Source organism: Dyadobacter sp. CY323 (genome assembly GCF_021390245.1).
In the GTDB taxonomy this organism is placed as follows: Bacteria; Bacteroidota; Bacteroidia; order Cytophagales; family Spirosomataceae; genus Dyadobacter.
The window spans coordinates 138,352-152,052 of record NZ_JAJUXH010000013.1 but is presented as its reverse complement, the minus strand read 5'-3'; the positions used below and the strand labels follow the sequence as shown (position 1 = coordinate 152,052).

At 49.5% G+C, this 13,701-nt stretch carries 9 protein-coding genes; 8 read left to right on the top strand and 1 reads right to left on the bottom strand.

The window, feature by feature from the left end; all coding sequences use genetic code 11:
* Window positions 1-4 precede the first annotated feature (4 nt).
* From LZG72_RS19285 to LZG72_RS19250, 8 genes are all read left to right on the top strand, one after another.
* Window positions 5-1,480, top strand: a complete 1,476-nt coding sequence (locus LZG72_RS19285; protein WP_233876142.1) for a cellulase family glycosylhydrolase — start codon at window positions 5-7, stop codon at window positions 1,478-1,480.
* A gap of 8 nt (window positions 1,481-1,488) precedes the next feature.
* Window positions 1,489-2,253 (top strand): LamG domain-containing protein, encoded by a 765-nt coding sequence (locus tag LZG72_RS19280; protein WP_233876141.1) that lies wholly within the window; start codon window positions 1,489-1,491, stop codon window positions 2,251-2,253.
* Window positions 2,250-3,527, top strand: a complete 1,278-nt coding sequence (locus tag LZG72_RS19275) for an MFS transporter (RefSeq protein ID WP_233876139.1) — start codon at window positions 2,250-2,252, stop codon at window positions 3,525-3,527. Before LZG72_RS19280 ends, LZG72_RS19275 begins: the two co-directional genes overlap by 4 nt.
* Window positions 3,524-4,867: an endo-1,4-beta-xylanase gene (locus tag LZG72_RS19270; protein WP_233876137.1), complete on the top strand. Its 1,344-nt coding sequence runs from the start codon at window positions 3,524-3,526 to the stop codon at window positions 4,865-4,867. The genes LZG72_RS19275 and LZG72_RS19270 overlap by 4 nt, the downstream gene beginning before the upstream one ends.
* 2 nt (window positions 4,868-4,869) lie before the next feature.
* Window positions 4,870-6,063 carry an enolase C-terminal domain-like protein gene (locus LZG72_RS19265; RefSeq protein WP_233876135.1) on the top strand — a complete coding sequence of 398 codons (1,194 nt, stop codon included), beginning with the start codon at window positions 4,870-4,872 and terminating at the stop codon, window positions 6,061-6,063.
* 115 nt (window positions 6,064-6,178) lie between these two features.
* A complete protein-coding gene (locus tag LZG72_RS19260) occupies window positions 6,179-6,994 on the top strand; it encodes an SDR family NAD(P)-dependent oxidoreductase (protein ID WP_233876133.1) in 816 nt (271 codons plus the stop codon).
* Window positions 6,995-7,013: 19 nt separating this feature from the next.
* Entirely contained in the window at window positions 7,014-9,878 is a 2,865-nt protein-coding gene (locus LZG72_RS19255) for a glycosyl hydrolase 2 galactose-binding domain-containing protein (protein WP_233876131.1), read from the top strand.
* Window positions 9,879-9,928: 50 nt separating this feature from the next.
* The gene (locus LZG72_RS19250; protein ID WP_233876129.1) at window positions 9,929-10,672 is read left to right on the top strand and encodes an RraA family protein; all 744 of its coding nucleotides are present in this window, start codon (window positions 9,929-9,931) and stop codon (window positions 10,670-10,672) included.
* 90 nt (window positions 10,673-10,762) lie between these two features.
* Here the strand turns inward: LZG72_RS19250 and LZG72_RS19245 are convergent, their stop codons facing one another.
* A complete protein-coding gene (locus LZG72_RS19245; RefSeq protein ID WP_233876127.1) occupies window positions 10,763-13,558 on the bottom strand; it encodes a TonB-dependent receptor in 2,796 nt (931 codons plus the stop codon).
* Window positions 13,559-13,701 lie beyond the last annotated feature (143 nt).

Below are 13,701 nucleotides of genomic sequence, written 5' to 3'. Positions count from 1 at the left end.
TTACATGTCCCGTGCAAGCTTTTTAATCTTATCGGTTTTGGTTTTTTGCGGTGCCGCGTACATCCGGACAAACGTAGACGCGCACAACAACGACGTGGCCGTTAAAAAGGCTGGCCCGGTCAATTTTGTTCGCGTGAGTACCCTAAATCCCGCATACCTGGAACTGGATAACGGCGCGCTTTTTATTCCGGTGGGGATCAATATCTGCTGGCCGCGCTTTGTTTCCAGCGAAGATTCGGTCATGAACAAAATGGAGTATTACCTGGATCAGTTAGGTAAAAACGGAGGCAACTTCACCCGTATCTGGCTCAGTGCCCCGGCTTTTGAAGTGGAGCATGAAAAAGCAGGCAGCTACGACGAAACGATTGCCCGGCGGATCGACCGCCTGGTTGCAATCGCCAAACGAAATGGGATACGTATCAAGTTTTGTCTGGAAAATTTCAGGGCGCTGACCAACCTGCCGCCGATGTTTGCCGGTTCGGTCCCGTTCGATAAACCCATTTACGACAAAAGCGGCGGCGGCGGTCTCTCGTCCATGAAAGACTTTTTTACAACCGCTCGCGGCAAAGACCTGTATCTAAAAAGGGTCGAATTTCTCGCAAAACGTTATGCCGACGAGCCCACGGTCTTTGGCTGGGAGCTTTGGAACGAAATGAATTCGGTCCGGATCGAAGACAAAAAGATACTGGAAGACTGGACGAGCGAAATGCTTGGCGAAGTAAAACGGCGTGTGCCAAAACAACTCGTGATGCAAAGCCTGGGCAGCTATGATACCGAAACCGCTACGGAATGGTACCGAAATTACTCGGTCATGCCCGGAAACCAGATCGCGCAGGTTCACCGGTACCTCGATCCCGGCGCAAAACTGGAAGTCAGCAAAGGTGCCATGGACAAACTTGCCTACGATGCCGTGCGCACATTGAAGGATTGGGACTTGAAAAAACCGGTACTGCTGTCGGAAGTCGGGGCGGTGCAGGCGCATCACGCGGGACCCTCCGAACTCTACCCGAAAGATTCGGCCGGAATGATGCTTCACGATTATTTGTATGCGGCGTTTTTTGCCGGCGCAGCCGGGCCCGGACAAAGCTGGCACTGGGATTACTATATCGACAAACACCATCTCTGGTATCAACTCGCCCGCTTCAACAAAGCGATCCGGGGACTGGATCCGCGTACGGAGGATTTCAAACCTTTTGTAAAAGAAGAAAACGGACTCACAGTCTATGGTTTGCAAGGCAAAAAAACGGTGCTGCTCTGGTGCCGCGATCAGGCTAACACCTGGGAAAAAGAATTAGGGCAAGGCATAAAACCAACAAGACTTTCCGGGCTTTCCGTAACGCTTCCTTTTAAAGTGAAGGTTGCAAAAGTCAGTTTTTACGATCCGTGGAAGGATAAAGAAATGGTTTTAAAAAATGGGAATACGATTGCATTGCCGGATTTTCAGCGTTCGGGCATTGTTAGATTAAGTGTTAAACATTGACCCAATAATTGACAAACAAAATAGTAAACCAGGTGACTGATAAAATTCTAAATACCGAAAATCTGGTCTGTCTCTGGGATTTTGAAGATGGCAGTCTGTATTCGAAAGGCAAATACCGTTACCAGCTTCAACCCGGTGGGCCGGGCAGTATTGAGGTAGAGAAGACGGGCCCAAGTACCGGTTTTTCGATCAGGTTGGAGGAGGAGCAATACCTTTTTATACCCCGGTCGGACTGCCCCGGACTGAATATTTACGGTAAAAATGCGCAGGTAACTGTTTTGGCATTAGTGAAAAGGGAACCCAAAACGCTCATGCCCGATGAATGCGAAGCCGTAGCCGGAATGTGGCTTGAATCGGAAAGAAAAAGACAATACTGCCTTTTCCTGAATCTCTGGATACATGATAGCGCCCACCAGGTTTGCGGCCATGTGTCGGGCGTGGGCGGGCCGACGGAAGGTGAGAAGTGGTGTATGGATGCTTCGATCGGAAAAACCCCGGTGCTCAGAAATGAATGGACGTGGGTGGGTTTTACCTACGATGGCCTGCTCGTGAAGTCGTATCTCAATGGGGCATTGGATCTCCGGGAGGGCCGAAATCCGTATGCGTACAGTCAGGGACTATTTGACGGCGGTGAAAAAGGCGCTGATTTTACAGTCGGGGCTGTGCACCGAATGGGTGAGATGGGTAATTTTTTTAAAGGAAACATGGGTGCCCTGGCTGTATTCGACCGCGCTTTGAACGAACTGGAAATGAATAATCTATACGCGTTATGATCGAAAATTTGCCTCCTGAAAAAACGGGAATGTCTTTTAAAACTGAAATTAATGCGTTGCAGCGCCGCTCAGGTTACAAGTGGGAGCTACTTGCCTTACTATGGCTGGCCTTTTTTCTGAACCAGGCCGACCGCCAGATTTTCAGCGTGGTACTGCCACTGATCCGCGAAGATCTCGGCCTTAACGATGCCGAACTTGGGCTGATCGCCTCCGCGCTGGTGTGGACCTACGGACTACTGGTGCCGGTAGCGGGATTTTTCGGCGACCGCTTTTCCAGGAAACGGATTATCGGTTTCAGTTTGGTCTTCTGGAGCATTGCCACGTTGTCGACCGGTTTTTGTACGACCCTCATTCAGTTTGTGCTGCTCCGCGGGATCGCAACGGGCGGGGGAGAGGCGTTTTATGCGCCTTCGGCCAATGCGCTCATCAGTCAGCACCACAAAGAAACCCGCTCATTTGCATTGTCGCTGCACCAGTCGGCCGTTTACATTGGCATCATTCTGAGCGGGGTCATTGCCGGATACATCGGTGAAACCTACGGCTGGCAAAATGCATTTTTTGTATTCGGGGCTTTTGGGATTATTGTTGGCGTATTGGTATTCATGAGACTGGAAAAGGATATGCCCGCAGCAGGTTCGGAAAAAACCGAAATCCTGAAAACGGCCGCCATTATTTTCAAGAAACCAACGGCAATCCTGCTCACTGCCGGATTCGCCTGCATGGTTTTCGTGAATGTCGGATACCTCACCTGGATGCCGTCTTTTATAGCTACCAAATTCAATCTTTCACTGGCCGAGGCTGGGTTTAGTTCGTTATTCTATCACCACGTGGGCGCGGTCATCGGTGTGCTGGTCGGCGGGAAACTTGCTGACAAGCTTTCTTTAAAGGACAGAAAAGCCAGATTACTGCTGCAAGGCATTGCACTTCTAATCGCTTCGCCATTTATTTTCTGGATGGCCGCGGCAGAAACGCAGTTCTTTACCTATGCCGCGCTGTTTATTTTCGGCGTGTTCCGGGGAGCTTACGATTCCAATATTTTCGCCTCATTGTATGAAGTGGTTCCGGTCCAGATACGTTCGTCGGCATCAGGCCTGATGCTGATGTGCGCATTCCTGACGGGGGCATTTTCACCTTATATGCTGGGCATACTCAAACCTACACTCGGGCTTTCGCTGGGGCTGTCGCTGCTTTCGATCGCTTACGTAATTGGCGGCGTGCTCATTGTGATCGCGGCACTGGTATTTTTTAAAAAGGATAAAATAGAATTTCAATGAAAAAAGTCTTCGTTTTTCTTGCATTTAGCCTCGTTGCAACCTGGGCGTCGGGCCAGAGCCGATATGATTCCTTGTGGTCGGATACTGCTGTGGAGCAGCGTATTCAACAGGGAATTGAAACCCACCGCAAAGGTGACGCCAGCATTACCGTTCATTCAAAAAAAGGAAAACTGCCTAAAAACGCTAAAATTGAGATCACCCAGCTGACCCATGAATTTCAGTTCGGCTCTAATATTTTCATGCTGAACGGTTACCAGAAACCCGAGCAGAACAAGCGTTACGAAGAGGTTTTTAAGCGTTTTTTTAACACGGCCTGCGTGCCTTTTTACTGGAAAACACTGGAACCGGAGCCTGGCAATCTCAGATATGAAGCGTCGAGCAAGGAAATTTACCGCCGCCCGCCGCCCGATCCTGTACTGGATTTCTGCGAAAAGAACGGCATTACCCCAAAAGGCCACACGCTGGTTTGGGATAATGTAAAGCATTCCACTCCGGAATGGCTCCCGCGCGATACGGCGGTGATCCAGCAAAAAATCAATGCACGTATCAAGCAACTCGGCGAGCGATATGGCGAGCGTGTGAAAACCTGGGACGTGGTCAACGAGCTGCTTTCGTATCACAGCAATGCGATCCAGATGCCTGACAATTACGGGCTTAAAGCATTTCAGCAATTTTCCCAAAGTTTCCCGAAAACGACCCGAGGTTTTATTAACGAAACCACGAGCATCTGGTCGAACTACCACCGGGAATATAGTCCGTACAATGTACTGATCGAAAACATGAAATTGAAAGGGGCGAAAATCGATGGCATTGGTCTGCAGTTCCACTTTTTCAGCGAGGCGCTGCATTATGATGTGGTAGCGGGCAAAAGCATCACTCCGAAAACGGTTTTTGATGTGCTGGATCTTTACGGGAAATACAACGTGCCGATCCACATCTCCGAAATCACGATCCCTACTTTGCCCGACAACGAAACCGGATTGCAAAACCAGGCCAAAATGACGCGTAACTTTTACCGCGCCTGGTTCAGTCATCAGGCTGTTGAAGCCATCATCTGGTGGAATGTGTCGGACGGAACCGCTGTGGCCGGCGAAGATAAATGGCATGGCGGATTTTTGAATGAAGATATGAGCCCGAAACCTTCTTACTATGCTTTGAATGAGCTGATCAATAAAGAATGGAAAACATCTGTCAGTCAGAATGTTGAGAATAATAATCCCATCGCTTTCCGCGGGTTTTATGGCGATTATTCTGTAAAAATCTCAATCGGAAAACAAGTTGTTGAAAAGAAATTTTCCATTAAAAAAGACCAGAAAAACGTATTATCCATCGATATCTGAATATGAAAATTGTTGACCTGAGAACGCGGTGCGTGGCTATTCCCCTGAACGCCCAATTGAGACATAATACCGGTGTACACCCCGGCTATTTTTTGAGGACCATTCTGGAAGTGATCACTGATGAAGGGATTGTGGGCCTGGGTGAAGTAGGTGGCGGTGACCAGCGTGGCGCATTACAAAAACTAAAACCGAGGATCATCGGACTGGATCCGTTTCAGCTTGAAATCATGAAGCTGAAAGTGCTGCGCAGCATTTATTATATGTCCAATGCGCGGCTGTATGCAGCACTGGAAATGGCGTGTCTGGACATTCAGGGAAAGGTTTTGAACCGGCCGATGAGCGATCTGCTCGGCGGCCGCATTCGCGACGAAGTACCTTTTATCGCTTATTTATTCTGGCGTTACGATCGGCCCGGAGATGGCAAACACGACGAAACTGCGGAAGACCTGGCCGATTACTGCGTGGAATTACATGAAACCCTGGGAGTGAATGCGATGAAGCTGAAAGCCGGCGTAATGTCCCCGCAGGAGGAAGTAAGGGTGCTGGAATTGTGCCGCCAGAAGCTGGGCAATGATTTCGGTCTCCGCATTGACCCCAATGGCGTGTGGTCTGTGCCGACTGCCGTGCAAATGGGTAAGCGGATGGAGGAACTGAACATTGAGTACTTCGAAGATCCTTCCTGGGGTTTGCAGGGAAATGCGTCTGTTCGTCAGCAGGTGCGGATTCCGATCGCAACCAATATGTACCCCGCACGCTTTGATGACCTGGCACCCGCGATCCGCTTGGGCGCCGTGGACATTGTGCTGACGGACATTCACTATTGGGAAGGTCCCCGCGGCGTAAAAGACCTGGTGGCCATCTGTAATACCTTCAACATGGGGATAGCCATGCACAGCGGGGCGGAGTTTGGGATTGAACTCGCGGCGATGATCCATACAGCCGCCACAATCCCAACCATGACCTTCGCAGGCGACGCCCATTACCATTATCTGACCGACGACATCATTGAGGGAGGTAAAATGGAATATGAAAACGGATGCATCAAGGTACCCACCGAGCCGGGGCTGGGTGTCAGTCTGGATGAGGACAAGATGAAGTTTTACGAAAAATATTACGAGGAAAAAGGAGACTACTACGCCCGTTTCCACCAGGATCCATACCGGCCCGACTGGTATCCGAAAGTAGGCGGTATTTAATATCCTGAATATAAGTAGCCAATAGCAATTGGCTTTTAGCTATTAGCTTTAAAATCAACGAGATGTAAGTTGAAAATATAGTATTCAATGATTGTTAGTACTTAATTAAACTTATATGAATCGATTGGCAGGCAAAAAGGCATTGGTCACCGGAGCTAACAGGGGGATAGGGAGGGCAGTGGTGCTGCAACTTGTGCAGGAAGGGTGTGAGGTAGGTATACATTTCCTGAATAATAAGGAAGAGGCCGAAGATCTTGCCGCGTTGGTCAGATCACAAAACGGCATTGCTCATGTTTTTCAGGCAGATATTGCGGATCTGACGCAGGTTAAAACGCTTGCAGAAGAAGCCTGGGAAGCGATGTCGGGGATTGATTTTCTGGTCAATAACGCGGGCGTATCGCACAAAAAACTCTTTCTGGATACGACCGAACAGGATGTCGATCTGTTTATGGATACCAATTTCAAAGGGACGTTTTTCCTTACGCAGTCCATCGCCCGCAGCATGGTTAAAAATGAAGTCGAGGGGGCCATTTACACGATTACTTCCGTAAATGGAATTCGTCCGGGGATTGGGCAGAGCACATATGGGGCGTCTAAAAGTGCTTTGGAAACCTTAATGAGGGGCGTTGCCCTGGAACTTGCGCCTCATCAAATCAAAGTAAATACCATTGCGGCCGGGGCCATCGAAACAGACATGACCCGGGAAGCGCGTGAAAATCCTGCTGCATTCCAGGAAATTAATGAAGGCATTGCAATGGGCCGGTTCGGACTGGCTGATGAGGTGGCGGCAGTGCTGGTCAACTTACTGGTTTCCGGGAGTTACCTTACCGGGGAATCCATCACAGTCGACGGGGGGCTTTTGTTAATGCGCGGTTATGGAAAACCCAAACCTTACCAGGATAATTCTGACCAGGAAACTGGCGGTAATTGAATTACTTTAATCAAATGGCATGAAAATCTGCATATACATTATCGTATTATTAATTTCTTCAACCACACTGGCACAAAGCCAGCCGGTGGAGAAAAATCTCTGGCAACCCTACCGCGTCACCGAACGGAGCGGCGCGCAGCACGTGGAATTGTCCGGCGAAGGCTGGACGCTCGGCCATGCGGACAAGCCGATCAAAAACAGGTCAGAGTTAGCGGAATTAAAGGACGTTTTTAAAACCAGCATTCCTAATTCGGTTCACTGGTCGTATTTCAAGGCGGGGAAGTTGCCGCATCCTTACTACAATAAGAATTCAGAAAAGTACTGGTGGCTCGACGAGAAAGTATGGTACTATCGGCGTTCGTTCAAAATGCCGGAAAAGGCCGCAGATAGTTACGTATTTCTCTGTTTTGAAGGAGTCGATTATTTTTCAAAAGTATGGGTGAACGATTCGCTGGTAGGCGTGCACGAAGGCATGTTCGGCGGGCCGACGGTGGAAATCAGCCGTTTTCTGAAATCAGACAATGAAATTACAGTCGAAGTACGGGCGGGTAACTGGGGAAACAAGGCAACCAAACTGGAAGATCTGCCCCGGTCGGCTTCCGGCGAATTTGATTATTCCAAACGCAAAGGGTACAATCCAAGGGTGAGCGGCAAGATCATCAAACCGTGGGTCATTTCGGGCGGATCGGGTGGAGAAGCGTTTTTCAGCGTGGGAATGTGGCAGGGCGTAAGGCTGGAAGTTGTTCCGAAAGTCCATATGGAGCGTCCATTCCTGACCACCGTCAAATCTTCAGATAAACAGGCGGACCTTCATTTGTCGCTGGAACTTCTTGCGAATGAAGCTTCTACCAATTTAAAACTGCATCCCTGGAACAATACGCAGCTCGACCACCCGGACAATTTCGGGCAGAAATTCGAGGCGCAAAACGGAAATTACGCGGTACAAATGGAGCTGTTGTCGGACGGGAAACCGGTCAGTAAACAGAGCTGGAAAATAGAACTCACCCAAGGCCGTAACTGGCTTGAAAAAGACATTATCCTTGCCAATCCAAAGCTTTGGAACCCCACGGGCCTGGGAAAAGCGGATATGTATGATGTAAAAATTACACTGATGCAGAATGATAAAGTTCTGGACAATATCCATTTCAAACACGGCATACGTACCATCGCATTTCTTCCGACAGCCGGGCCCCGTACCCGTGACCGGTGGGACAACTGGCAGTTTGTGATCAATGGCAAAAAAGTTTTTGTAAAAGGGATGAATTTTACGCCCCAGGATATTCTGCTCGATCTGCCCTACGAACGATACCGGTGGACTCTGGAGGCGGCCAAAAAAATGGGCGTTCAGCTGATCAGGATCTGGGGTGGTGGGCTGCTGGAAACCAAACATTTCTATGACATCTGCGACGAGCTGGGGATCATGGTCTGGCAGGATTTCCCGATCGGTAACCAGGATACGCCCGATTACCCGCAGGATGTGTGGGAGGCGCAGGTGGTTCAGAATATCGTCCGGCTAAGAAACCATCCTTCGCTGGCGATCTGGTGCGGGGGAAATGAGTTCAATGCTTATTCTTCCGGTAACGCCACTTCCATTGGTATACTGGAACGCAATTTGAAGATATTCGATCCCGCAAGACCATTCAAACGGACCACGCCCGACCACGGAGCGATACACGTGTATCCCGATATGGACCCGGTCTGGTACAACCGCAGCTACGCGAAAGCACCGTGGATTTCGGAAACCGGGATGCATTCGCTGCCCGAGGCAAGTGTTTTTTACGAGACGGTCGATAACAAAGAATTTGTCGGACTCGGGAAAATGTGGGAGAAAACATTTGAAAAAGACCATCCGGAATTTATCCATCATTTTACCGAATACGGCCCTGGCCGGGTGCCGCGTATGCTGAGCCGCGCTTCTCATATCATTGATGTTGCAGATCCGACGATCGATGAGATCTCGGAGGCCTCACAGGTGGGCGCGGGGGAGTTTTACCAGGTATTTTCAGAAAAGGTGCAGGGAAATTATCCGGTGACTACGGGTTTGATGCCCTGGGTTTTCAAACGGCACTGGCCTGTGATCGCGATCCAGCTCATCGACTGGTTCGGCAACGCAGGAGCTCCTTATTATTTTTTGAAACGAACTTATGAACCCACGCACGTCGCGGTAGATATTCCGAGGTTATTGTGGAAATCGGGAGAAGAAATGGACCTGCCGGTAAAAGTTACGCATGCCAGGCCTGCTGCAATTAACGGCGCGAAATTGACCGTCAGCGTATTGGATGACGCATTTAAAACCCTTTGGGAAAATGAAAAAACGTTACAGATCCAGGCCGGAACTTCGGTGACCAGCAGTGCTACTGGCAAATTCAAAATTCCCGCAGAATACAACGACCGTTTTTTACTGGTCCTGGCCGAGTTGAAAGATCCGTCCGGGAAGCTGATCTCGCGCTCGGTTTATTTTCCAAGAGTACTTTCCAAAATGCGTGACGAGGCTTTTTTCAAGGAATATACCTCCACACCGATTCCCTGGATCGCACTCGACAAAGGCCCGTGGCTCAAACCGACGATCACTAAATCACCCCAAACCACGCTGACCGTTGTCGCCAACAGCCAGGAGAAGATCGGCAATGACCGGAGCCGGATCAAAGTAACCGTAAAAAATACAGGAACTTCTCCGGCATTTATGACCAAAATGGATATTTCGGGCGTAAAGAGAGCGATCGTGGCGGATGATAATTATTTCTGGCTGGCGGCCGGGGAGGCCAGGCAGATCGTGATGGATGTGCTCTGGCGTGAACCGGATGCAAGTCAGAAACCGGTACTGACGGTCAAATCGTGGAACTCGCCCCTGGTGACTTCGCCATTGGGCACGTCAAAAAATTAGACTTTAAACACCAATAAACTATAAAATTCAACGCTTAAAATTCGAAAATCATGAGTGTAGATCAGTATAAAAAAGAGGTAGGGATGATGAACCTGGAGGAGCTCATCGAATTCAGGGAAGGCCGGTCAACAGAGCCTTTTCCCATTCCCGACAAAGAATTGCTGGAACGTTACGAGAAACTGTACACCGGCGCCGTAAATGATGTAATGCGGGAATTTTGCCTGCTAAACCAGGCGCTCCCGGGACATATTGTGCCGCTCCGGGAATACCGCACCGTTGCGGGCCTTGCATTTACCGTTAAAAGCGCACCCAATGCCATGATCAAGGGAGAAATGGAGTTCCGGGTGAAAATGCTGGATGAAATGCATGAAGATTCTTTTGTAGTCTGGGATACAACCGGTGACCAGAAAGCAACGTTGTGGGGCGGAGTAATGACTGCCACCGCCAAAGGTAAAAAAGTAAAAGCAGCTTGCATTGACGGAGGAATAAGAGACACGCACCAGATTCTGGAAGCTGATTTTCCGGTCTTTTATAAATACCGGATCTCAAATGGTAGTCTGGGCCGCTGCCTGATCACGCATTACCAGGTGACGATCCAGATCGGCGATGCTACCATTAAGCCGGGAGACATTATTCTGGGAGATATCGATGGTGTGCTGGTGGTGCCGCGGGCCGTAGCATACGACGTTTTGCTGCGGGCGGAAGAAATTATTGAAAACGAGAAGGTGATTTTTGGCTGGGTAAAAGAAGGACAGTCGATTCAGGATATCACGGAAAAGGGCGGGTATTTTTAATGGGAGGAGCCGTCAGCTTTGTTTGTAACTCCTGCATTCAGGTCGCGGTTTGAGCTGCGACCTGAATGCAGGAGTTTGCATTTGAAGTTATTACAAGGTAAGGCTGAGACGTGCAAATGCAAATCTGCCATTGAAGCCAAACTGCTGGCCGGTACGGGAATAAACGAAGTATCCTGCCCCGCGATTACCTCCTATGGTTTCGTCCGGGTAAACGTCCAGCAAGTTATTGGCACCGAGTGTGAAACGAACTGACGTAGAAATATCGTAGCTGAGCGAGAGGTCGGTAATGATTTTCGATCCGAATGTCTGCGCATCCGCTTCCACGTTGGTGGCGGCATCGACGGGCCCGAAATACACGTTTCTCAAAAAAGCACCGAATTTCCCGATGTTATAGCTGAGTGTCAGGTTGCTTTTCACCCTGGGAACGGCGGATTCAAGATAGATGCGGCTCGCAGGATCAAAGTAAGTGGATTCTTTTCCAGCCAGCAGCGGCGATGCTTTCACGTTTCCGACGATATTGGTTTTAACGAATGTTCCCGAAAGGTCTGCCCGGAACCGAGACTTGCCAAAACGCTCACTATAAGTCAAAACCGCGTCAATTCCTTTGGTTTCGGTATCAATGGCGTTGGCAAAAAACCGTGCGGTTTGAGCATTTGCCTGAGAGAGTAATTGGAAGATCTCTCTGTCCTGCGGACTGGCGGTAGCCGCATTGCTTCCGCTGAATTGTCCGGTATAGATGATCCGGTTATCGATACGAACATAATACCCGTCAACAGTGACCTTGAATTTTCCGAAACTTCCTGTGAAACCAGCACTGTAATTGATTGAAGTTTCCTGTTTCAGTTCAGGAATTCCAAGCAACTGAGCGGGCCTGCTTTCATTGGTAAAAGTGCCCGACTGGATGATCTGCCCATCCACGAATAAGCTTGAAGTTGCACTGAAATAGCGCTGGTGCAGCGAAGGTGCGCGGAAACCGGTACTGGCTGCGGCGCGGATCGCAAAGTTTTCTCCGATCTTATAACGTGTCGATAGTTTCCAGTTCAGAGTAGAGCCGAAATCCGAGTAGTTCTCAAATCGTAATGCACCGTCCATTAACCAGCTTTGCGTGATATTTAAGGCAAGATCAGTATATAATCCAACGGAAGTCCGGGAAACATTGATTGCGTTTTCCGGCCTGAAACCTGGGAATGCCTGCGCTCCGCCGGCATAATTTCCACCGTTTGCAGCTTTCAGGGTAAACACATTTCCAGTCAGACTCGGGATCAGAATATCCTTCCCGGTTGCGTCCACGCCCACTTGTACAGCCCTGCCGTAATCGCCCCAGGACTTTTCTTCACCCTGTATGATCTGGTAATTTTCGTACCGGTGTTCCGCGCCGAATGCCACATTCAGTCCGCTCAGTACATTGTCAAAGTTGCGGTTCAGGTCCAGGTTGGTGGTGTTTTGAGCAAACCGGTAACCACCGTCCGTGAAACGGGTAGGCGAGGCTTTCAAAAGAGAAGCATTCAAAGAACTCGAAGTAGTAAAGTCGATCTGGTTACGGCCAAATGTATTGCTAAGGTCTGCATTCCACTGGCCGACCTTACCGCGGATACCGGTCGCAAAAGACTGATCATAGTTGTCAGTTCCAATCAAAGGCAAATAGCCCAGGGGATAAATTTCAGCAATGTTCTGGGTTAATTGCGAGGGGGTACGGCGGAAAGCGGCCGACTCGCCGTGGCGGTAGTTGAGTCCACCGAAAGCATAGATTTCAGCGGCATTATCCAAGGGGATCACACTGTTGAATGAAATGGCGCCGCCGCGGGCAGATGCCTGTCCGATCCTCGAATTAAAATCAGACCGTGTCAAACCTCTGCGTTGCAGCTCGGCATTTGTTATATCGGCGCCGGTCGGTGCCGGAAACAGGGCAGGGTTGTTATAATCAGAAAAAATTACGCCTGTAAATTCCTTCATCCGGTTGGTCGGATTGCGAAAATCGAACGATCCTGCCAGATTGAAAAAGCCGCCTTTGCTGCCGATTGCAAGCCCGTAATTGGCATTGGCCTGCACGGTTTCCCCGTCGATTCCTCCCTCGGAATTTTTTGATACAAAACCTCCGGCAGTAATGCTGGCCCGCAGCTCATTGACATTATCTTCCAGTATTATATTGATTACGCCTGCAATGGCATCGGATCCATACTGTGCTGATGCACCGTCCCGTAAAATTTCGATTCGCTTGATCGAAGAAGTCGGAATTGCATTCAAATCCGTTCCCACGGAGCCTTTCCCGAATGTGCCGTTAATATTTATTAAGGAAGTGGTATGGCGGCGTTTTCCATTTATCAAAACCAATACCTGGTCCGGGCCCAGGCCACGCAAGGAAGCCGGGTCAATATGATCCGTTCCATCCCCCAGAACCTGCGTATTGGAATTGAAAGAAGGAGCGACGTAATTCAGGATCTGGTTCAGGTTCACTTGTCCCACATCCCTGACCAGGTTTTTCACATCGATCACATCTACCGGAACCGGCGTATCGAGCTGAGAACGCGGCTCGCCCCGGGAGCCTAGCACAACCAGTTCATTCAGCGAAGTTGTTTTCAGATCGAAATTCACCTCAATGGTTTCGCCATCCCGGACCGTAACGGATTGCTGCTCCGGCGCCAGACCGGTAAAGCTTGCATTGACAATGTGCGTACCTGCCGGCAGCGGGAGCGAAAAGGTGCCGTCGGAACCGGTAAGCACACCAGCGCCGCTACCCTGAACAAAAATAGATGCACCGGGCAATACCTCCTGCCCATCTTTTACGGTGCCCTTTACCGTGCCTTGCTGTGCAGCAGCCAGGCCGGTTGAAAGCAGAAACGCAGCTGCGACTACCTGCAATTTCCTGATTGGTAATTTGTACCTCATAATAAAAGTGTTTTATGAAAATCTGCCGCCTTCATCATAATCGGGCCAGCGAGGCTTAAAAATAAAAATATAATCTATATAGACTTAATAGATTATTTAGGTACGCCTTACAGCAATTGGAAAATACATTTGCATTAACGTTA